This window comes from Cellulomonas sp. McL0606, from assembly GCF_058248365.1.
In genome coordinates, this window is sequence record NZ_CM177779.1 from 3,538,405 (window position 1) to 3,558,836 (window position 20,432).

General features: G+C 72.3%; 18 protein-coding genes and 4 pseudogenes. 6 read left to right on the top strand and 16 right to left on the bottom strand.

What is annotated here, in order from left to right:
* Positions 1 to 162: 162 nt before the first annotated feature.
* Positions 163 to 1,110 (bottom strand): annotated as a pseudogene (locus tag AC38ZX_RS17980) (glycosyl hydrolase family 28-related protein); the annotation flags it as partial.
* Positions 1,111 to 1,236: 126 nt separating this feature from the next.
* On the bottom strand, positions 1,237 to 2,715 hold the full coding sequence (locus tag AC38ZX_RS17985) for an ArnT family glycosyltransferase (protein WP_491295384.1): 1,479 nt from the start codon (positions 2,713 to 2,715) through the stop codon (positions 1,237 to 1,239).
* An 81-nt stretch (positions 2,716 to 2,796) separates the two neighbouring features.
* On the opposite strand from AC38ZX_RS17985, the gene AC38ZX_RS17990 reads away from it, so the two are divergent.
* A complete protein-coding gene (locus AC38ZX_RS17990) occupies positions 2,797 to 3,438 on the top strand; it encodes an NAD(P)/FAD-dependent oxidoreductase (protein WP_491295385.1) in 642 nt (213 codons plus the stop codon).
* Positions 3,347 to 4,108, top strand: a complete 762-nt coding sequence (locus AC38ZX_RS17995) for an NAD(P)/FAD-dependent oxidoreductase (RefSeq protein ID WP_491295386.1) — start codon at positions 3,347 to 3,349, stop codon at positions 4,106 to 4,108. Before AC38ZX_RS17990 ends, AC38ZX_RS17995 begins: the two co-directional genes overlap by 92 nt.
* Positions 4,109 to 4,261: 153 nt before the next feature.
* Here AC38ZX_RS17995 and AC38ZX_RS18000 read toward each other — a convergent pair whose 3' ends face one another.
* The 3 genes from AC38ZX_RS18000 to AC38ZX_RS18010 are packed head-to-tail and all read right to left on the bottom strand — an operon-like array spanning position 4,262 to position 7,312.
* Positions 4,262 to 5,563 (bottom strand): outer membrane protein assembly factor BamB family protein, encoded by a 1,302-nt coding sequence (locus AC38ZX_RS18000; RefSeq protein WP_491295387.1) that lies wholly within the window; start codon positions 5,561 to 5,563, stop codon positions 4,262 to 4,264.
* The gene (locus tag AC38ZX_RS18005) at positions 5,560 to 6,171 is read right to left on the bottom strand and encodes a TMEM175 family protein (protein WP_491295388.1); all 612 of its coding nucleotides are present in this window, start codon (positions 6,169 to 6,171) and stop codon (positions 5,560 to 5,562) included. Before AC38ZX_RS18005 ends, AC38ZX_RS18000 begins: the two co-directional genes overlap by 4 nt.
* A gap of 10 nt (positions 6,172 to 6,181) precedes the next feature.
* A complete protein-coding gene (locus tag AC38ZX_RS18010; RefSeq protein WP_491295389.1) occupies positions 6,182 to 7,312 on the bottom strand; it encodes an outer membrane protein assembly factor BamB family protein in 1,131 nt (376 codons plus the stop codon).
* Positions 7,313 to 8,167: 855 nt separating this feature from the next.
* Between AC38ZX_RS18010 and AC38ZX_RS18015 the strand changes: the two genes are divergently transcribed.
* The gene (locus AC38ZX_RS18015; RefSeq protein WP_491295390.1) at positions 8,168 to 8,638 is read left to right on the top strand and encodes an NUDIX hydrolase; all 471 of its coding nucleotides are present in this window, start codon (positions 8,168 to 8,170) and stop codon (positions 8,636 to 8,638) included.
* Here AC38ZX_RS18015 and AC38ZX_RS18020 read toward each other — a convergent pair.
* The 4 genes from AC38ZX_RS18020 to AC38ZX_RS18035 form a co-directional block, all read right to left on the bottom strand.
* Entirely contained in the window at positions 8,635 to 10,383 is a 1,749-nt protein-coding gene (locus AC38ZX_RS18020; RefSeq protein ID WP_491295391.1) for an APC family permease, read from the bottom strand. The two genes, AC38ZX_RS18015 and AC38ZX_RS18020, sit on opposite strands and share 4 nt — an antisense overlap.
* A gap of 238 nt (positions 10,384 to 10,621) precedes the next feature.
* A complete protein-coding gene (locus tag AC38ZX_RS18025; RefSeq protein ID WP_426593184.1) occupies positions 10,622 to 11,752 on the bottom strand; it encodes a lactonase family protein in 1,131 nt (376 codons plus the stop codon).
* Between the two features lie 79 nt (positions 11,753 to 11,831).
* Positions 11,832 to 12,062, bottom strand: a complete 231-nt coding sequence (locus tag AC38ZX_RS18030; protein WP_491295392.1) for a hypothetical protein — start codon at positions 12,060 to 12,062, stop codon at positions 11,832 to 11,834.
* Positions 12,059 to 12,502 (bottom strand): RNA polymerase sigma factor, encoded by a 444-nt coding sequence (locus AC38ZX_RS18035; RefSeq protein WP_491295393.1) that lies wholly within the window; start codon positions 12,500 to 12,502, stop codon positions 12,059 to 12,061. The genes AC38ZX_RS18030 and AC38ZX_RS18035 overlap by 4 nt, the downstream gene beginning before the upstream one ends.
* A 244-nt stretch (positions 12,503 to 12,746) precedes the next feature.
* Here AC38ZX_RS18035 and AC38ZX_RS18040 point away from each other — a divergent pair, with 244 nt between their 5' ends.
* Positions 12,747 to 13,418 (top strand): rhomboid-like protein, encoded by a 672-nt coding sequence (locus tag AC38ZX_RS18040; protein WP_491295394.1) that lies wholly within the window; start codon positions 12,747 to 12,749, stop codon positions 13,416 to 13,418.
* A gap of 21 nt (positions 13,419 to 13,439) precedes the next feature.
* Here the strand turns inward: AC38ZX_RS18040 and AC38ZX_RS18045 are convergent, their stop codons facing one another.
* From AC38ZX_RS18045 to AC38ZX_RS18065, 5 genes and pseudogenes are all read right to left on the bottom strand, one after another.
* Positions 13,440 to 14,195, bottom strand: coding sequence for an MMPL family transporter (locus AC38ZX_RS18045; protein ID WP_491297479.1), 756 nt, complete (start codon positions 14,193 to 14,195; stop codon positions 13,440 to 13,442).
* 415 nt (positions 14,196 to 14,610) lie between these two features.
* Positions 14,611 to 15,093, bottom strand: a pseudogene (locus tag AC38ZX_RS18050) (MMPL family transporter); the annotation flags it as partial.
* Positions 15,033 to 15,617 carry an MMPL family transporter gene (locus tag AC38ZX_RS18055; RefSeq protein WP_491295395.1) on the bottom strand — a complete coding sequence of 195 codons (585 nt, stop codon included), beginning with the start codon at positions 15,615 to 15,617 and terminating at the stop codon, positions 15,033 to 15,035. The gene AC38ZX_RS18055 and the pseudogene AC38ZX_RS18050, both read right to left, overlap by 61 nt.
* Before the next feature lie 76 nt (positions 15,618 to 15,693).
* On the bottom strand, positions 15,694 to 15,942 hold the full coding sequence (locus AC38ZX_RS18060) for a hypothetical protein (protein ID WP_491297546.1): 249 nt from the start codon (positions 15,940 to 15,942) through the stop codon (positions 15,694 to 15,696).
* A 167-nt stretch (positions 15,943 to 16,109) separates the two neighbouring features.
* Positions 16,110 to 16,232: pseudogene (locus tag AC38ZX_RS18065) on the bottom strand (TetR family transcriptional regulator); the annotation flags it as partial.
* Positions 16,233 to 16,406: 174 nt separating this feature from the next.
* On the opposite strand from AC38ZX_RS18065, the pseudogene AC38ZX_RS18070 reads away from it, so the two are divergent.
* Positions 16,407 to 17,333, top strand: a pseudogene (locus AC38ZX_RS18070) (DNA glycosylase AlkZ-like family protein); the annotation flags it as partial.
* A gap of 78 nt (positions 17,334 to 17,411) precedes the next feature.
* Here AC38ZX_RS18070 and AC38ZX_RS18075 read toward each other — a convergent pair.
* Positions 17,412 to 18,305: an SDR family oxidoreductase gene (locus AC38ZX_RS18075; RefSeq protein WP_491295396.1), complete on the bottom strand. Its 894-nt coding sequence runs from the start codon at positions 18,303 to 18,305 to the stop codon at positions 17,412 to 17,414.
* An 83-nt stretch (positions 18,306 to 18,388) separates the two neighbouring features.
* On the opposite strand from AC38ZX_RS18075, the gene AC38ZX_RS18080 reads away from it, so the two are divergent.
* Entirely contained in the window at positions 18,389 to 18,952 is a 564-nt protein-coding gene (locus tag AC38ZX_RS18080) for a TetR/AcrR family transcriptional regulator (RefSeq protein WP_491295397.1), read from the top strand.
* Here the strand turns inward: AC38ZX_RS18080 and AC38ZX_RS18085 are convergent.
* Positions 18,939 to 20,417, bottom strand: coding sequence for a GH1 family beta-glucosidase (locus AC38ZX_RS18085; RefSeq protein WP_491295398.1), 1,479 nt, complete (start codon positions 20,415 to 20,417; stop codon positions 18,939 to 18,941). The genes AC38ZX_RS18080 and AC38ZX_RS18085 overlap by 14 nt on opposite strands.
* Between the last annotated feature and the right edge of the window lie 15 nt (positions 20,418 to 20,432).

Sequence of the window (20,432 nt, forward strand, 5' to 3'; positions counted from 1 at the left end):
GGACAGGTGCACGTTGTGGCTCCCGCCGACGGAGGCATCCTTGCCGTAGAAGCCGACGCCCGTGTGCACGGAGCCGTCGGGGGCGGGCGTCGCCAGCGACACCTGCGACCCGCGGATGATCGTGTACCAGCTGCCGGCGCCCTGGATGGTGACGTCGTCGACGATGATGTGGCGGTTCACCTGGTAGACGCCCGGCGGCACGTAGACCGGCAGGTGCGCCTTCTTGGCGAACCCGATCGCCTTGTCGAACGCGTCGGCGGAGTCCTTGCGACCGAACGGGTCGGCGCCGAAGAGCAGCACGTTCGCGGCCTTCAGCTTGATCGTCGGCAGGCCGACGAGCTCCGAGTCGAGCAGGTCGACGACGGTCCACGCCACGCCCGCCGGCGCGGTCAGGCGCACGACGGACCCGGCCTTGTACGTCTGACCCAGCAGCACCCGCTGCTCGTCGTAGAAGTGCATGGGACGGTACGGCGTCGTGATCGTCGGCGTCGGGGTGGTCGCCGCCGGCACGCAACCGCACTCGGTGATCCACCAGTCCGGGTGCAGGAGGCCCGCGTTGGGGTCGTTGGAGAACGGGTACTGGTTGTACAGGTACGAGTACTGCGACGTCAGCGCCGCGGTGCCGGCGCGCTTGCCGTTGATCGTGATCGGCATCGACGCGGTGAGGCCGCCGCCGGTCGGTGCGTCGGGGAGCGCGTAGCGCACGGTCACCGCGTTGGCGGCCTTGGGCAGCGTGAAGTCGACGTACTGACCGGGGGTCAGCTGGACGGCCTTTCGGCCGGACGCCTCGGCGGGGAGCGTGTAGGCGTTCCGGTCGGGGCCGATCACGGTCCCGTTGGTGGCGGCGCTCTCGGCCTCCTGCTCGACGAACCCGAGGTCGGCGCCGCGGCCCGTCGACAGCGACGGGTCGAGTGCGGCGCGGGTGACCGGGGTGGGCGTGGCCGGGGCGGGGGGAGCCGGGTGAGCGGACGCGGCGCTTGCGGGGACGACCAGCGCGAGTGCGGCGAGCAGAGCGGGGACCGCATACACAGTGCGACGAACGGGGTTCCTCACGGGAGCGCCTCCTTGCGCAGCCGGGACGGCGCCGGGCTGGGGGAGCCCGCACCGCATGTCGGGACACACCGTAGGTACTGGACAAATGGTAAGACAAGACCGAATGACAAATTGCAAGAACTTACGTTGCGAGAGCAAGTTTGATGCAGTCGACGATCATCAGGTGCGGCTCGCACGGCAGACCTACGCGGACAGGTGCGTCACCTCGGACCACACGGACTGCCAGGTGCCGGCCGGCGCGTCGCACACCTGGACGGCGCCACCCTGCTCCTCGTTGTCGAGGTCGACGCCGTTGTCGACGCGCGCCACCACCCGGCAGCCGACGGCCCAGGACGGCGCGGAGTCGTAGCCGACGAGCACGAAAGGTCCCTCCGACCCGGGGGGCGGACCCCACGCCGCGTAGCCGTTGTGCCCGCTGTAGACCGGGACGTCGAGGCCGTACCACTCGAGCGCGCCGGCCTCGCCGTAGTTCCGGCTGACGGCGAGCGTGGCCCCGGACGACGACACCGCGGACCGGACCGTCGCGACGAGGGCCGGCCAGCCGATCATCTCGGCCTGGTCCTGGTTGATGTCGACGTAGAGCGACTGACCGAAGGCCCGCTCGGACAGGATCGGCAGGGCCGACGGCCAGACGACCATCCCGCTGAGCGCGAGCACCGCGCCGGCCGCCACGAGCCAGCGCCGGCTCGCTCGTTCGGCCAGGCCGCACGCTCCCGCGGCGATGAGCACCGGCACGGCACCGACGACGTAGTAGGCCTTGCCGCCGGTCAGCAGGAACACCGCGACGAGCACCACGAACGCCCAGGCCAGGGCCCTCGCCCGAACGAGCGAAGGCCTCCGGAAAAGCCGGACGAGGCCGTAGACCCAGACGGCGGCGGTGGCCGGGCTGAACTGGACGAGCAGCAGGGCGACGAACGTCAGCCGCTCGCCCAGCGCGCCGTACTCGTCGTGGATGTCGGCGGCGAGGGTCAGCTGCGGCCAGCCGTTCAGCGCCTGCCACACCAGGTTGGGCACCCACAGGGCCAGCGCGACCGCGACCCCGCCCCAGGCCCACGGGGAACGCAGGTGGTGCCGCACGGAGGGCGTCAGTGCGATCCCGACCACGATCGCGCCCAGCAGGAACGCGACCAGGTTCTTGTCCTCGAGCGCCAGCCCGGCCAGAGCACCGACCACCAGCCAGCCGCGCGGGCGGTCCCGCTGCAGGGTCCACAGGACCGCGTAGCTGATGGCCACCCAGAACAGGGTGTCGATGGAGGTCGTCGACAGCAGGTGTCCGGCGAAGACTGTCACCACGCCGGTCCCCGTCGCGACCATCGTGAGCACCTGCGCCCCCGTCCGGCCGCCCAGCTCGCGGGCCATGAGCGCGGACAGCACGACGACCACCGCCATGGCGACGGCCGACGGCAGGTGCAGGGCCACGAGCGATCCGGGTGCGACGACGTCCGCAAGGTGCGCGATCAGCGGCGTCAGCACCGGCTGGTCGGGGTAGCCCCATGCGAGGTGGCGGCCCGCGGCCAGGAAGTAGAGCTCGTCGCGGTGCGGTCCGTACCGGGCAGAGAACGCGACCAGGACCGCGAGCAGCAGGCTCGCGGCACAGAGCACCCAGGGCCAGGCGACGGGAGGAGGCGCATCACGACGCCGACCGACGTCGGTGGCGACCACAACGCGAGGCTAGCGGGGTGCGCAAGAAAGTGACATACCGGATACGGTCCACGTGGGGGTCCGGCAGGAAGGGACAAACGGATGAGCGCACGTCCGCGCGTGGTGGTCGTCGGCAGCGGGTTCGCCGGCTTCTTCGCGGCCCGCACCCTCGAGCGGCTGATCCCTGCGGGGGCGGCCGACCTCACGATCGTGAGCGCGACGGACCATCTCTGCTACTCACCGCTGCTGCCCGAGGTCGCCGCCGGGCGCCTGGACCCCCGGCGCATCGCGATCCCGCTGCACTCGGCCCTGCGCAGGGCGCGGATCGTGCAGGGACTGGTGGAGTCGGTCGACACCACGAAGCGCACCATCGATGTCGCCTGCGACCTCGCCGACCCGCTGGTCCTGCCCTGGGACCGGCTGGCCATGACCGTCGGCTCGGTCACCCGGCGGCTGCCGACGCCCGGCATGGAGGACCATGCGCTCGGCCTGAAGACCCTCGTACAGGCGGTCTACATCCGCGACCACGTGCTGCGGCAGATGGAGATCGCCGACGCCACCACCGACCTGGGCGAGCGGCGCGCCCGGCTGACGTTCGTCGTGGTCGGCGCGGGGTATGCCGGCACCGAGACGGCCGCGCAGCCTGCAGGTCATGACCAACGCGCAGCTCGACCGCTTCCCGCGGCTGCGGACGGAGGACGTCACCTGGCTGTTGGTCGACGTCGCGCCGGCCGTGCTGCCTGAGCTCGGTCCGCGCCTGGGCGAGTTCGCGCTCGACCAGATCCGCGCGCGCGGCATGCAGGTCCGGCTGAGCACGTCGGTCACGGAGGTCGCGTCCGACCACGTCACGCTGTCCGACGGCGAGACGATCCCGTGCCACACCGTGCTCTGGACCGCCGGCGTCACGCCTCCCCCGCTGGTCGGGACGCTCGGCGACACGGTCGAGCGCGGCCGACTCGTCGTCGACGCCCAGCTCCGCGTGCCCGGCGAGGCCGACGTCTGGGCCGCCGGCGACTCGGCGTCCGCGCCCGACCCGTACGACAAGCAGCACCGCGCCTACCCACCGACCGCGCAGCACGCGCAGCGGATGGGCGTCGTCCTCGGGCACAACATCGCCGCGAGCCTCGGGTACGGCCAGCCGATCGAGTACCGGCACCACGACCTCGGGCTCGTGGCCGACCTGGGGCGACGCAGCGCGGTCGCCCGCCCGCTCGGGATCCCGCTGACGGGGCTGCCCGCGAAGGTCGTCGCCAAGGCCTACCACCTGTACGCGGTCCCCTCGATGGCCAACCGCGCCCGCATCGCTGCCGACTGGACCCTCAACCTGGTCAGCCGACCGGTGCCCGCGCAGCTCGGTCTGGTGCAGCCCGGCCAGGCGCGGTTCGCGTCCGCGGAGCACACCGGGGCGCACTGACGGGGTGGGCGACCCGCGACCTAGCCGAGAACGGCCACGCCGTTCGTCGTCAGGCCGAGCAGCACCCGTCCGACCGAGGTGCTGGACCGGATGCCGGCGGGCAGCGGGGCCTGCCACAGCAGGCGGCCGTCGTCGACGCCGTACGCGAGGAGCTCACTGTGCTCCTGCCCGGCAACCGGCTGGTCGGCGACGAGGATCGAGCTTGCCGTCCGTCGACAGGGAGCCGGGCACGTGCCCGGGGGGGACGGTCGTACGCCAGACGACCGCCCCGGTGCGGCCGTCGAAGGCGACGGTCCCGGTCATGGTCGGCACGTAGACGCGGCCCCGCAGGATCAGCGCGGACCCGGTGGCGGTCTCGTTCGTGGTCCACCGGACCCTGCCCGTGCTGGTGTCCCAGCCCCGTACCGACGAGTCGGAGGTGAGCGCGAGGTCGGGCACGCTGCCGTCGTCGACGACGACGTCGAGATAGTTGCCCGCCAGGTCGACGTCACGGCGGCCGGAGCGGACCAGCGTGGAACGGACCTGGCCCGACTGCGTGGTGCTCAGGAGCGCCAGGACGCCGGTCGTCGCGTCGTACCGGTAGCCGGCGATCGCCGGGATGGGGGTTCGCACGACGTTGCCCGAGGCGTCCAGCAGTGCGACCGACCAGCCGGGGTTGGTGACCCCGACGACGTCGCCGGCGGCGAACACCTGCACCGCCGACGTGAAGGCCGCTTCGCTCAGGTCCGCCCCCGCGCTCCGCGGCACGTACCGCCAGAGCTCGGCACCGGTCAGCAGGTCCTGACCGGTCACGCCCTGCCCCGGTGCGCTGAGCGCGGCGAGGCCCGGCAGCACCGCCATGGACGTGGCCCGCGGTGCCGCGTGGTCGGCCAGGACGCGACCGTCGCGCGTGTCCAGGACGACGACCCGTGTGATCGTCGCCGGGACGACCGCGGGGCTGCCGGCCCTGTCGACGTGCTGGAAACCGTTGCTGACCAGGCACGCGACCTCATGCTCGGCGGCGCGCGCGCACCGGCCCGCAACCGGGCGGTCGAGCGAGAGCGCGCGCGAGGGATCCGGTCCGAACATCGATCTCGACCACGTCACGTGCCCCGTGCGCTGGTCGAGCGCGAGCACCGCCTGCGAGCCGTCGTCGGCCACCTCGAGCCCGACGAACTCACCGTCGGACACCACGCCACCGAGCACGAGCCCGGCCAGCGCGTCCGGCGGCCGCCACACCACCCGGACCCCGGGGCCGACGGGTGCCACGGCGCCCGGCACGGCCGCATACCGGGCCGCGGCAGCCCGCTCACGGCCGTCGAGCACGCCTTGGGCGCCGACGAGGGCCACGGCGGCGACCACGGCGACGGCTCCGAACCACCACCAGCGGACGCGGGGCCGGCGAGGTCCGGCGACCGGCGCGACGGCCGGGCGAGCATCCTCCAGCTCGACGTCCTGCATGGCGTGGCGGGTCATCGTCGGGGCAACCGGAACAGCCGCAGGAGCGGGGCCTCGAGCGCGAAGAGCGCGAACGCCCACAGGCCGACGAACGGCGCGAGCACCACGACGGCTGCGGCGAGGCCGATGGTGAACAGGTCGGTGCGCACCCCGGGGCGGTCCGCGCGCTCCTCGCCGACCAGACCCGCGGAGCGGGCGTGCCAGCCGGTGAGCACCCCGAACAAGACGATCCAGAAGATGTCGAGCGGCATGAGCAGCCGTCCGATGGTGAGGTCGTCGTAGTGCGTCGCGACGCTCGTGACGAACGGCACGAAGATCACGCCGAGCAGACGCAGGGCGTTGAACACGAGGAGTCGCGACGAGACCAGCGTCAGCGAGCCGATCTGCCGCGCCTGGATGGCCCACATGTTGCAGAGCACCAGGAACGCGATGACGATCCCGAGGAACGCGGTCGACTGGGCTGTGAGCCCGGCCCACAGGTCCTGGTCGGTGGTGACCGACCCGATCGCGTCCGTGCCGACACCGAGGGCGAGGAGCGTCGCTGCGATCGCGAAGACACCGTCGCTGTAGGCCTCGACGCGTCGCAGGGGGGCGCCGCTGGTCAGGGTCTGCGTGAGGTTCGCCATGGGCGAGACGCTACGGCCCAGCGACGCCGACACGCTCGTCCTTCAGGCTGCCGAGGACGACGGACGCGGCGGCGGACGCCGAGACGAGCACGTGCCCGCGCACGGTCAGCGTGCCCAGCAGCGCGGTCGTCCTGGTCGTCCAGAGCCGAACCCCGGTGTCGAGCGCGAACCCCTCGATCGTCCCCGACCCCTCTCCGGGCGCGGGCGCGTTGGCGACGACGATCGACGTCCCGTCCGTCAGGAGCGTCTGGGTCTCGTCGTAGGAGCCGACGTGCACGCTCCAGACGAGTGCGCCCGTCCGACCGTCGAAGGCCCGCACCTCACCGGCACCGGACCAGCCCATCGAGAACACCAGCCCGCGCAGCACGACGGCCGGTCCCGCGACAGGGCCGTCCGCCTGCCACAGCAGCTGCCGGAAGCTCGAGTCCCAGGCCTGCACGAGCGACCCGTAGGTGATCTCGACGTTCCCGAGGCTGCCGTCGTCGACCGACCGTGCCAGCAGGTATCCCGGCACGTACGCGTCGGGCCGGCCGGGTCGCACGATCGTCGTGAGCGGTCGTGCCTCGGCGAACCCCGAGAGCAGCTCGAGCCGGTCGGAGCCGACGACGACGGGCGTTCCGTCGAGCACCCGGGTGCGCGCCCGCGCGACGCCACCGGCCGCCGACAGCAGCGTCACCTGCCGGTTCGCCTCCTGCAGGCCGATCTCGTCGCCCAGGCGGAACAGCCGGAAGCCCGCGACGTCCCCGGCGGGTGCGATGTCGGGCGCGGGCGACACGAAGCGCCAGGTGCGCGCACCGGTCAGGAGGTCCTGGGCGGTCAGCGCGGCGTGGCCGTCGTCGGCGGGCGTGCCGAGCACGACCAGGCCCGGGAGCGTGGTGAACGCGATCGCGGCCGGCGCGGGCTGGTCGGCCACGACGTGTCCGTCGGCGGTATCGATGACGACGACGTGCGACCGCACCGGGGCGCGGACGTAGGTGGTCCGTCCGCTGCGGCCGACGCTGACCGCGGCGTCCGAGCCGAGGCACGCGACGAGCGCGGCGTGGTCCCCGGGCGCCGTCGGGACGCTCTGGCAGAGGCTGCGGCTGGCCGCACCGCCGCGCCGGGCGACTCGGGATCCGGTCCGCGCAAGGGTGCCGACCACCTGCCGCTGCCGGTCGAGACGTCGCGCGCCTCGATGCGCTGCGAGCCGTCGGGGGCAGTCCGGACGCCGATCACGGTCCCGTCGACGGTCACCGACCGATCGAGGTAGTCGGCGTCACGCTCGTCGACCTGCCAGAGGGGCGACACGTCGGGACCGATCCCCCGCACCACCCCCGGCAGCGCCTGGATACGGCCCGTGGCGCTCCGGTCGCGGGCGGCGATCACGGCCTGGGTGCCGACGAGTGCCAGCGCCACCGCCGCGGCGACGGGCCAGAGCATGCGGAGGCGCCGGCTGCGCGCCCCGTCGGCGGCCCTCGACGACGGCTCGTCCGGCGGGCGGACCTCGTCGAGGAGCTCGACCGACTGCATGCGGCTGCGGTGCCCCATCCTCGGAGGCTAACCCGGTGCGCGAGGCGGGGCCCGGCCGGGGCGGGTGATCCCGCGGTAGGCGGTGCCACGGGGCCAGAGCAGGACTCCCGCACGGCCGACGGTGGTGGTTCGTGCCGGTCTGGCATGGGCCTACCGGGCGAAACTTGCGCGTGTCGGTGCGCTTCCACGGCCGATCGGCCGAAGTATGGGGGGTGTCAGAGAACGACGAGGGGGTCGAGATGACGGTCACCGACGTGCAGCTCCAGGTGGATCCGGGGCTGGAGTCGCAGGTGCGTGCGGAGCACGAGCACGCCAGCTGGTTCGACTCGCCAGCGCCACCGCCAAGGCGCACCACGAGTACGACGAGGTCCGTCGCCAGCACGACGACGCCGCCACGGCCCGGGCCCGGGGTCGCCTGCACGTCCTCGAGCTCATGCTCGGCGCGGAGACGGCCAGGTTGCACCCCCACGCCTGACATGCTGGAGCGGTGACCGCACCGAGCAGCGCAGGGATTCTGCTGTTCCGCAGGCACGGCGACGGCATCGAGGTTCTCCTGGGGCACATGGGCGGCCCGTTCTGGGCGCGCAAGGACGCCGGCGCCTGGACGATCCCCAAAGGCGAACCGGCGCCCGACGAGGCTCCCTACGCAGCCGCGCTGCGCGAGTTCACCGAGGAGCTGGGCTCGCCGCCGCCCCCCACCGACCACCCCGACCTCGAGCTGGGCACCATCCGGCAGAAGTCGGGCAAGGCGGTGACGGCGTGGGCGCGCCAGGGCGACTTCGACGCGGCCGCCGCGGTGAGCAACACGGTCGAGATCGAGTGGCCGCCGCGGTCGGGTCGTCGCATCCAGGTGCCCGAGATCGACCGGGTGGCCTGGTTCGCGCCCGCCGAGGCCGTGGGGCTGGTGGTGACCGGCCAGGGCGAGCTGATCGAGCGGCTCGTCGCCCTCGTCGGCTAGGCGGGCGGCGGCTCCCCCTCCCGCTCGACGGCGGGTGGTTCCGCGCCCGTCGTCGTGATCGCGGTGGCACCCGGCGGCAGGTTGGACATGTCGGGGGCGATGAGGATGTCGGGCAGCCCCGAGTCGGGGAGCCGGAAGTTGGCCAGCGGGTCCATCGCGACGCCGGCGAGCACCAGGTCGTGCGCACCGCGCATCGGCAGGGTCTCGCCGCGGAAGAACGCCGGCTGCCGGATCCACCACACGACCATCAGGACGAGACCGATGAGGATCGCGGCGACGCCCACCACGGCGACCGCACCCATCCCGAAGATCGTGACGTTGTTGCCGTCGGCACCCTGGAGCCAGTCGGGCGCCGCGTACGACTTCAGCGCGTAGACGAAGGCGGCGAGCAGGATCAGGCCGCCCAACGAGGGCAGCACGCCCTGCATGAAGAAGTCGCGACGGGTGTGGTGCAGCGTCCGCCGGTAGAACCAGCTGCACGCGAAGCCGGTCAGGCCGTAGTAGAACGCGATCATCAGGCCGACCGAGCCGACCAGCGCGCCCAGCAGGTCCGGGCTGATCAGCGTGAAGATCAGGTAGAACAGCATCGAGACGAGCCCCATCACGACCGTCGAGACGGTCGGCGTGAGGTACTTCGGGTGGATCTTGGCGAACGACGTCGGGATCGCCTTGTAGACGCCCATCGACAACGACGTCCGGGCGGTCGGCAGGATCGTCGTCTGCGTGGAGGCCGACGCCGACGTGAGGATCGACGCGGCGAGCAGGAGCAGCGCGATGTGGCCGATCGCCGAGTCGCCGAACAGGGCCGGCCCGATCGCCGCGAAGACGTCATCAGCGTTGTCGGGGTTGCCCAGGCCGATGCCCGTGGTGCCGACGCCCGCGAAGGCGACGGCCGCCGTGGACACCAGGAGGTAGGTGACCAGCAGGAGCACGGTCGACAGGATCGCGGCGCGGCCGGGGGTCTTGGCGGGGTCGTCGGACTCCTCGTTGACGGACACCGCGGTGTCCCAGCCCCAGTAGATGAACACGGCGGTGAGCAACGCCGGTGCGATGACCGTCGACAGGTCGAGACCGCCCGGCCAGAACCAGCTCCACTGCGGCGTGATCGAGCCGTCCTCGCCGTTGCCGGTCCACACCTTGGTGAGCGCGACCACGGCGAACATGATCAGGACCAGCACCTCGATGGACAGCAGCGCGTACTGGATGCGCGCGGAGACCTCGATGCCGCGATAGCAGATGTAGGTCATGACGGCGATCCACAGCAGCCCGACGGCCGTCGTCCACGCGGTGCTGGAGTCCAGGTTGCCGGCCGCGTCCCAGCCCAGCTCGCCGAGGAACGTGAACGTGTACACGCCGGCGATCTGGGCCAGGTTGGCCATGACGATGACGTCGGCGGCGATGATCCCCCAGCCGCCGAGCCAGCCCGTGATCGGGCCGAACGCCCGCGTGGCCCAGGTGAACGTCGTGCCGCAGTCGGGCTCGGCCTTGTTCAGCTCCTGGTAGGCGACGGCGATCAGGTACATCGGGACGAACGCGAGCAGGATGATGGCCGGCGCCTTGACGCCGGCCAGGATCGCGCCGCCCCCCGCGACGACGAACCCGAGGCTCGCGGCCAACGAGTAGGCGGGTGCGGTGGACGCGGTGCCGACGACGACGCTGGAGACGAGCCCCAGCGCCCCGCCCTTGAGGCCCTTGCCGGTCTCGGGGAATCCCAGAGGAGCGGAGTCGGTGATGGGAGCAGACACGAAACCTCGCAAAGGCACAGGCCCGGGCGTCGTCGCATCGGGCGGGGTTTACCGAGCGGATTCGTTGCAGTGTGGTGCCGGGGGAGCAGATTTCGCTCGTCATGAACGTGCCTAACAACGGAAACCGTAGCGGTCGTGCGGGTGAACGGGAAGGGTTCTGGACGCGCGTTCGGCAGCCGACGCAGCGACGGCCCGGGGCGTGTTCGCCCCGGGCCGCCGCTCGTCCCGTGGGACAGGGTCAGGAGGACGCGATGCCCTCCCCGCCGACGGTTCCCGGCACGACGACCGAGCCGACCGCCGTCAGGGCACCGCCGGCACCGATCCGGAAGGTGTCGACCGTGCCCTGCGCACCGGTCTGCACGTCGAGGTACCGGCCGCCCGCGCTCACCGTGGCGTCGACGGTCCCCGGCAGCGTGCCGGTCAGGCCGGTCGTCGTCAGTGCGCCCGCACCGCTCACGGTGAAGCCCGACAGGTTCCCGCTCCCGGCGTTCGAGGCCCACACCGCAGCGCCCGAACCGGCGATCCAGCAGGTCGCGGCCTGCCCGGTCGGCTGCTCGGCCAGCTGGGTCAGCGCACCGTTGCCGGCCACGCGGAACGTCGCCACGTTGCCTGCCGCCTCGGCCACCACGGCGTTCCCGCTCGGGTCGAAGACGAGCGCGAAGGGCACCTTGCCGGGCAGGGACGCCACCACCGGTGCGGCCGACGGGCGGCCGAGCGGACCGAACGTGAAGACGTCGATCGCGTTGCTCGCGGCCTTCGTCGTGACCAGCAGCGAGCGTCCGTCGGGCGTGAACGCCACCTGGCCCGGCGTGTGTGTGAACTCGGGGGTCGCGGTCGGGTCCAGGCCGAGGTCGCGGTGCCACGACGGCACGGTCACCAGGTGCGCTCCGAGCCGGAGGAAGCCCTGCACCGACGCACCGCCGCGCGCGTTGAGCACGTAGACCCGCGCGTCGTGCACGGCCACGCTCACCGGGAAGTCGCCGCCGGTGGCCACGGTGTCGCGCAGCCGCAGCGCGTCGCCCTGCGTGCTGAAGACGCTCACGGTGTCCGAGCCCGCGTTGACGACGTACAGGAGGCCTGTGGGCTTGTCGAGAACGGCGGAGCCCTGGGAGGCGAGCCGGTCGACGACCGCGCCGGTCAGGGCGCCGCCCACGCCGCCGGTGGCGTAGGAGCCCGCCACCGACAGGGAGCCGTCGGCGGCGCGAGCCAGGACGCGGACCACGTTGCCGGCGGGGTCGTTCGTGGGGACGTACACGTAGGACGTAGCCGGTCCGTGGTGCGCGGGCACGCTCGCGAACGCCGGAGAGGTGGCCAGGACGGACACGGCAGCGACGGCGACGACGGCGCCGAGGCGGGTGATGCGCTTCATGAGAGGCCTTCTTCTCTGATCGAGAAACTTCGGACATCTCATCTGCGTCGGCGCAGCGTCGGTTCTTACCTCGAGATTCCTAGGAGTCTGCCTCGTCCGCGACGAGAGCCCGCAGCAACCCGGCGAGGTCCTCGGCGCACGGCCCGCACTGCGACAGGTGCACGGCGACGCCGGGGTACCGCAGGCGCGCCGCGGCGGGGTCCGTGCGGGTCAGCTCGGCGTAGATCTCGAGCACGGCCATCGCCTCGTCGCACCCGACGTCCTGGGGGTCCGTGTGCAGGAAGTGCTCGACCCGGGTCCAGTCGCTCATGCGCCGGCCACCCCCAGGTACCCGCTCGCGACCAGTGCCGACCGCACCTTGCGGCGGGCGTCGAACAGCGCCTTGTAGACGGTGTTCCGGCTGACCCCGAGCCCCTGCGCTACGGCCTCCAGCGGCACCCCGTCGAGGAGGACCTGCACGAAGACCGTCCGCTGGTACTCGGTGAGGTCGCGGTCGACGGCGTCGGACAGTGCCCGCACCAGGTCGCGCTGCACCGCGTGCTCCTCCGGGTCCAGGCCGATCCGGTCAGGCAGCCGCTCCCAGTCGACCTCGGTGGGCGACGGCGCCTGGTGCTGCCACTGGTGCCGGCCCACCTTGGCCGACACCTCGAACATGACGAACTTGTACACCCAGGTGGTGAACCGGCTCTCGCCGCGGAACTGGTCGAGCTTGGCCAGCACCGCCAGCATCGCGTCCCCCGCGGACTGCACGGCGAGGTCGTCCAGCTCCGGACCGGAGACGGCGATCTGCGCGGCGCGGCGCCCGAGCTTCCCGGCGCGCGACCCGGGTCATGAGCCCGTGCAGACGGTCGAGGCAGCCGGCGCGGTCGAGCGCGGCCTGGTCGAGGCAGCCCAGCCAGCCGGCCGACACGGGGTCGAGGGCGGTCGGGTCCACACCGGCAACGGGCACGTCTGGAGCGTATGCCGCCTGGGTCGCAGTTGTACGGTGACCGTCATGATCTCCGCCGTGGCCCGGGACGTCTGGCGGACAGTACGACGTGCCGACCTCGCGATCGCCTACTGCGTGACCGTGACGCTGGTGACGACGTGGGTGTTCTTGCAGACACCCGAACGGCAGGCCGAGATCCTGAGCCGGGTCAGCACCAACCTGGTCAGCCTGCGCGCCGAGCCGGTGCTTGCGATGCTCGCCAGCGCTCTGGTGGTGTCGAGCATGTGGGGGCTCTACCTCGTGGCGCCGCTGCTGGTGGTGCTGGCCTACCTGCAACGTTTCGTCGGGAGGCTCGCGTCGCTGGCAGTCGGGCTCAGCGGGCACGTAGGCGCGAGCATGGTCGTGGCCCTCGCACTGGCTTCCGGGATCTCCCACGGCGTCATCGACGAGTCGGTGTCCCGGGCGACGGACGTCGGGGTCAGCTACGTGATGGCCGGGGCGATGGGGTTCCTCGTCCTGGCCGTACCGCGACGGTGGCGCTGGTGGTACATGATCCCGACCGCGCTCTACTGGCTGCTGCCGGGCGTGATCGACCTGACGTTCACGGACTTCGGTCATGCGACTGCGCTAGGGATCGGCCTGCTGTTCGCGTTCGTCGCGTCGCGCACGGTCACCGCGGACCATCGGGCCCGCGCCCCGGGTGAGCCTGAGACCGTCCCACCCGAGCGGCGCCCATAGAGGGTGCCGCCCGGGAACGGGTCAGGGTCGGATCAGCGCGAGCCGGACGGGACGAAGCTCGGGCTCGTCGGCGAGGCGCAGGTTCGCACCCTCGATGTCCACCTTCGGCGTGACCTTGTCCAGCCAGCGCGGCAGACGCCAGGCCCGGTCGCCCAGCAGTGCGAGCGCGGCCGGCACGATCGTCATGCGGACCAGGAAGGCGTCGATCAGCACGCCGACCGCCAGGCCGAAGCCGATCGCCTTGATGGTCGGGTCGTCGACGAGCATGAAACCCGCGAACACCGACGCCATGATCAGCGCCGCCGCGGTGACCACGCGCGCGCCGTGACCGACACCCGCGATGGTCGCCTCGGTGGCGTGGCTGCCGTGCACGAACTCCTCGCGCACCCGGGACACGATGAACACCTCGTAGTCCATGGCCAGCCCGAACAGGATCCCGATCATGATGATCGGCAGGAAGCTCACCAGCGGGCCCGGGTTGTCGATGCCGAAGATCGAGCTCGCCCAGCCCCACTGGAACACGCCGACCACGAGGCCGAACGTGGCGCCGATGGTGAGCAGGAAGCCGACCGCCGCCTTGAGCGGCACCATCCAGGAACGGAACGCGATGAGCAGCAGCAGGAACGACAGGCCGATCACGACGGCCAGGTAGATCGGCAGCGCGCCCGCCAGCTTGGCCGAGACGTCGACGCCGATCGCGGTCGTACCCGTGACGGCGACGCTCTGGTCCGTACCGTCCGTCAGCGGCGCGACCGTGTCGCGGATGGTGGTGACCAGCTGCGCGGTGTCCTCGAAGCTTCGGGCTGCTCTTCGGGATCACCGTGATGAGCTGGGTCTGACCCGACTCGCTGACCTGGCCGGGCTGCACGGCGACGACGTCGTCGAGACCCTGCACGGCGCTGGTCACCTTGCCCGCGAGCTGGGTCGTCGCGTCGGCCGAGTCGCCCTTGACGACGACGATCAGCGGTCCGTTCACGCCCGGCCCGAACGCCTCGGCGGTCAGGTCGTAGGCGATGCGCTGGTGGCTGTCCGCGGGAGCGGTGCCGCCGTCGGGCAGGGCCAGGTGCATCTGGGCGGCAGGGATCGCCAGGGCGCCCAGGCCGAGGACGCCCACGACGACGATCGGCGTGCGGAACCGGGTGACCACGCGGGCCCAGCGGAATCCGGCGCCGTCCTGCGCGTTCGGCGTGATGGTCCCGGTGCGCTGCTTGCGCGGCAGGATCTTCTTGCCGACGAAGCCCAGGAGCGCGGGCAGCAGCGTGAGCGCGACGATGACCGCCGTGAGCACGGTGCCCGCGGCGGCGAAGCCCATGACCGACAGGAACGGGATGCCGGCGATCGACAGACCCGCGAGCGCGATGACGACCGTCGCCCCGGCGAACGTCACGGCGGAGCCCGCCGTCGCGACGGCGCGGGCGACCGACTCCTCGGGATCGAGCCCGTCGGCAAGGTTGTTGCGGTGCCGCGAGCTGATGAACAGCGCGTAGTCGATGCCGACCGCGAGGCCGAGCATGAGCGCGAGGATCGGCGCGGTCGAGGTGATGTCGACCACCGAGGTGAGGATCAGCAGGCCGGACATGCCGACGCCGAGACCGACGAGGGCGGTGAGCAGCGTCATGCCGGCGGCGATGAGCGACCCGAAGGTGATGACCAGGACGACGGCCGCGATGACCACGCCGATGCCCTCGGTCGCGCCGACCTCGGGCGGCGCCTGCGAGGCTCGCCACCGGAGACGACCCTCAGGGAGTCGGTGGTGGCCGACGCGCCGAACTCGTCGAACGCGTCCTTCGCGTCCTGCGAGATTCCGTCGAGCGAGGTGGCGTAGGCGACCGTCACCAGGCCGGTGCGACCGTCCTGGCTGATCGCGTGCGACTGCGTCGGGTCGACCACCGCGACGACCTCGGGCAGCTTCGCCGCGTCCGCGAGCACCGGCGCGAGCGTCGCCTCGTCGAGCTGCTGCCCCTCGGGCACCTGCACGATCAGGGTCGCGGTGGCGCCGGAGGCGGCCGGGAAGTCGGACTTCAGGTCGTCGAGCGCCTGCTGCGCCTCGGTGCCCGGGATCGTGAGGTTGTCGCTGGTCGAGCCGGCCAGCGTGGCCACGCCGACGCCGAGCAGGACCAGGATCACGCCCCAGATCGCGACGACGCGACCGCGTCGACGGTACGAGAACCGTCCCAGCCGGTAGAGGAGCTGTGCCATGTCGGGTCTTCCGTTTCGATCGGTGTGGCGGGGTCGTGTACGTCTGCGCCACGTCGTCGGGGCACGTTCTTGCCTGCTAGAGCAGCAGGCGCCTCATGCAGGTCTGCAGGAGCGCGCGGAGACTGTCGTCCGTATGAGTGTGGTCCCTGCACTCGGCGATGACGCCGTTCAGGGCGAAGTTGGCCACGCGCAGGCGGTCGGGGTCGGTACCGCCGGCGAGCAGCACCGGCAGCTGGAGGCACGAGTCCGCGACGGCCATGAACGACGGGACCTCGGCCAGCACCTGGGCTCCGTCGAGGACCACCGCGAGGCTGCGGTAGCGCACGACGACGTCGACGAGCTCGTCGATCGCGCGTTCCTGGCTGTCCGGCGTCGGATTGCTCGAGCGAGCTCGTTGACCAGGCCGTCCAGCTGGAGCGCGGCGGGCTCGAGCACCTCGGAGATGATCGCGGCCTTGTTGGCGAAGTGGTAGAGCACGGTCGCCTTCGAGCAGCCGACCGCCGCCGCGATGTCCGCCAGGGATGTGTCGTGGTAGCCGTCCTCGACGAACAGCTCGAGCGCGCGGTCGAGGATCTCTCGACGGGTGCGCTCGCGCAGGGGGACGGTGGCGGTCACGGTTCGTAGGCTACCTGACCGATCGGTCAGCAGCCGACCGGTCGGTCAGTTTTCACCCGTCCGGCCACTGTCGGCGGGCCGTCCTAGTCTCGGTGCGTGCACCAGCTGTCCCGTGCCGAGGCTCGTCGCGTCGCCGTGCGCGCCCAGCTGCTCACCGCGCAGCGGCCGACGGACGTGCACGAGACGATCCGTCGGCTCTCGCTGCTGCAGCTGAACCCGACGGCCGCCGTCGCGCCCAGCGCGGACCTCGTCCTGTGGAGCCGGATCGGCTCGTCGTACGACCCGGCCGAGCTGCGTGAGGCGCTGGACCGGCAGACCGTCCTGGACTACCGGATGACGCTGCGGGTGGCGCAGGACCTGGCGCTCTACCGCGCGGAGATGGCCGACTGGCCGGGTTCGGGTCCGACGGTCTCCGGCTGGAAGCGCGCCCGCCGGCAGTGGGTGGACGATAACGAGGCCTGCCGGCAGGACATCCTCGCGCTGCTGCGCACCGACGGGCCGCTGCCGGCCGGCGAGCTGCCCGACACGTGCGTGCGACCGTGGCGGTCCTCGGGCTGGAACAACAACCGCAACCTCACCATGATGCTCGACCAGCTGGTGCTGATGGGCGACGTGGCGGCCGCGGGCGGCACGGGCAAGGACCGGCTGTGGGACCTGGCCGAGCGCGTGTACCCGGGCGGCCCGACCATCCCGCTCGACGAGGCGCGGGCGCTGCGAGACCAGCGACGCCTGGGTGCCCTGGGCATCGCGCGGGCCCGCGGGCCCGAGTGCCCGGTCGAGCCGCTGGACGTGGGGACCGCCGGGGAGCCGGCCGTCGTCGAGGGGGTGCGCGGCGAGTGGCGGGTCGACCCGGCCCTGCTCGAGGGCCCCTTCCAGGGTCGCGCCGCCCTGCTGTCCCCGTTCGACCGGCTCCTGCACGATCGGAAGCGGATGACCGAGATCTTCGAGTTCGAGTACGCCCTCGAGATGTTCAAACCGGCCGCGGTGCGCCGCTGGGGCTACTACGCCCTGCCCGTGCTCGTCGGCGACCGGCTGGTGGGCAAGCTCGACGCGGACGCTCGGGGCGGCGCATTGCGCGTCCACGCCCTGCACCTGGACGCGCCGTTGACGACGGACGAGCGCGAGGCCGTCGACCGGGAGATCGACGACCTCGCGCTCTGGCTCGAAGCTCGACCTCGCCTACGACGTGTAGTAGCCCGCCGCCAGGTCGTCGAGCAGGCCGGGGTGGGTGGGCGCCCAGCCGAGCAGCTCGCGCGTGATCGTGCTCGACGCGGGGGTGTCGAGCGCGAAGAAGCGGCCGATCCAGCCGAAGTGCTCCGCCGCCTGCGCCTCCTCGATCGCCGCGGTCGGCACGCCCAGTCCCTGACCGATCGCCTCGGCGATGTCGCGGGCCGCCACACCCTCCTCGCCGACCGCGTGCACGACCGATCCCGCCGGAGCGCCCTCGAGCGCCAGCCGGACCAGGCGTGCGGCGTCGAGCCGGTGCACGGCGGGCCAGCGGTTGGCGCCGTCGCCGACGTAGCCGGAGACGCCCGTGGTGCGGGCGATGCCGGCCAGGACGGCGACGAAGCCGTGGTCGCCCTGCCCGTGGACGGTCGGCGCGAAGCGCAGGCCGACGGACCGCACGCCTCGGTCCGCGTAGGAGAGGGCAAGGTGCTCGGCGCCGCCGCGCATCGACTCGGGACCGACCTGCGTCGAGGCATCCCGCTCGGTCGCGACCCGGCCCGGGGTCAGGCCCGCGACGCCCGACGCCAGCAGCAGCGGGCGCTCGGAGCCCTCGAGGGTGTCGACGAAGGTCTGGACCGCGGCGCGCTCGGTGCGCCAGGCGCCGGCCATGTCGCCGAAGTCGTGGTTGAAGCCGAGGTGGATGACGGCGTCGGCCTTGTCCGCGCCCGTGCGCAGGACGTCGAGCTCGTCGAGGCCGCCGCGGACCGTCGACGCACCGGCCTCGGCGATGGCGGCGGCGCTGGCGTCCGAGCGAGCCAGGCCGACGACCTCGTGGCCCTCGGCGAGCAGCTCGGCGGTGACGGCGGACCCGATCCAGCCGGATGCCCCGGTGACGAACACGCGCATGGTGCGCTCCTTCAGGTGATGTCAGCAACTGTCATCACCACCGTACGTCCGATGTCAGGATCTGTCATCACTACACTGTGGCCATGGGTCGTTGGGAGCCGGACGCGCGCGGACGCCTGGCGCGCGTCGCCCTGGAGCTCTACGCCGAGCGCGGCTACGAGCAGACGACCGTCGGGGACATCGCGGAGCGTGCCGGCGTCACCGAGCGCACGTACTTCCGCCACTTCGCCGACAAGCGCGAGGCGCTGTTCGACGGGTCGGGCATGCTGCAGACGCAGCTCGTCGACGCGATCCGCGACGCCCCGGCCGACCTGACGCCCATCGAGGTCGTCGGCGACGCGTTCGCGAGCGCGGCGACGCTGCTCGAGGACCGCGGGGAGCAGGCTCGGACCCGCGCCGGCGTGATCGCCGCGAACCCGAGCCTGCAGGAGCGCGAGCTCTACAAGATGGCGACGCTCGCCTCGGCGGCCTCCGGGGCCCTGACCGCACGCGGCGTTCCCGAGCCCACCGCCGCCCTGGCCGCGGCCGCGGGCGTCGCAGCGTTCACGGCCGCCTTCGAGGCATGGGTGGCGGACCCGTCGTCGACGAACCTGCCCGCCGCGGTCCGCGACAAGCTGGACGCGCTGAGAGCTGTCACCCAGGGATAGACGACTCCCGTGGCGGCGTATGGGCTCGGCCGGCCGCAGCGATCGTCCGGGAGTACCAGTGGGCGCTCGTTTTTGGGGTGCGCGCCTGGGTGGTGAAGTCGACGTTCACGAGGCCCCAGCGCTGGCGCAGGCCGCGCGCCCACTCGAAGTTGTCCAGGAACGACCAGGCGTAGTAGCCGCGCAGGTCGACCCCGGCTTCGATCGCCCGCGCGGCCTGCTCGAGGTGGCTCCGAAGGAACTCGATCCGGGCGTCGTCCTCCAGGCCGGGATGGGTCTCGTCGTCGGGGATGCCGTTCTCGGTGATGTGCACGACCGGGAGGTTCGGGTAGTCGTCGCGAAGCCGGGTGAGCAGGTCGTACAGACCCGCAGCGTGGATCTGCTGCCAGCCCGCGGCGGACGTCGGATAAGCGTTGACGTAGTCGCCGCGCTCGTCGATCATCGCGACGCCGTAGTAGTTGACGCCGAGGACGTCGCACGGGGTGCTGATGGTGGCCAGGTCGCCGTCCTGGACGAGGTCGGCGAACCGTGCCGCGTCCACGCGCAGCTGACCGTTGAGGTCGCCGATCGCGTCGTCGGGGTAGGAGCCCAGCAGCACCGGGTCGAGGAACATGCGGTTCTCGACGGCGTCGACACGCGTGGCGGGCTTGGTGGACGCGCCTACCGGGTAGACCGGCAGGAGGTTCAGTGCGAGGCCTATCCGGCCGACGGCGCCGGAGGCCCGGAACGCCTGCGTCGCCAGGCCGTGGGCGAGCAGCTGGTGGTGGACGGCCGCGACTCCCGCGTCTGGATCGCCCAGGCCCGGCGCGTGCTCGGTGCCGGCGTAGCCCACGTAGGCCGTGGTCTTCGGCTCGTTGATCGTCAACCAGGTCGCGTCGACGTCGTGCAGGGCGTCGACGACGATCCCGGCGTAGTCGGCGAACCGTTGTGCCGTGTCCCGGGCCGCCCAGCCGCCCGCGTCCTGCAGCGGCTGCGGCAGGTCCCAGTGGTAGAGCGTGATCGCAGGGTGGATGCCCCGGTCGAGCAGGCCGTCCACGAGCCGCCGATAGAAATCGATGCCCCGCTGGTTGGTGGCGCCCGAGCCCGTGGGTTGGATGCGCGGCCACGCGACCGAGAACCGGTAGGCCGGGATGCCCAGCGTGACCAGCAGGTCCAGGTCGGACGACCAGCGGCGGTAGTGGTCGGCGGCGGGGTCGCCGGTCGCGCCGCCGTCGATGTGCCCCGGCTCGGCGGCGAACGTGTCCCAGATCGACGGCCCGCGTCCGTCGACCGTGGTCGACCCCTCGACCTGGAACGCCGACGTGGCCACGCCCCAGGTGAAGCCCCGCGGAAACGTCGGGCCCGAGGGCGTCGGGCCCGACGGCGTCGGCTCGGGGGGACGCGCGGGCGCGCACGCGGCCAACGCCGACGCGAGCACGACCGCACCACCGCCGAGCAAGACCGTTCGTCGATCGATCGGGTGGGTCATGCGTCAGCTCCTCGT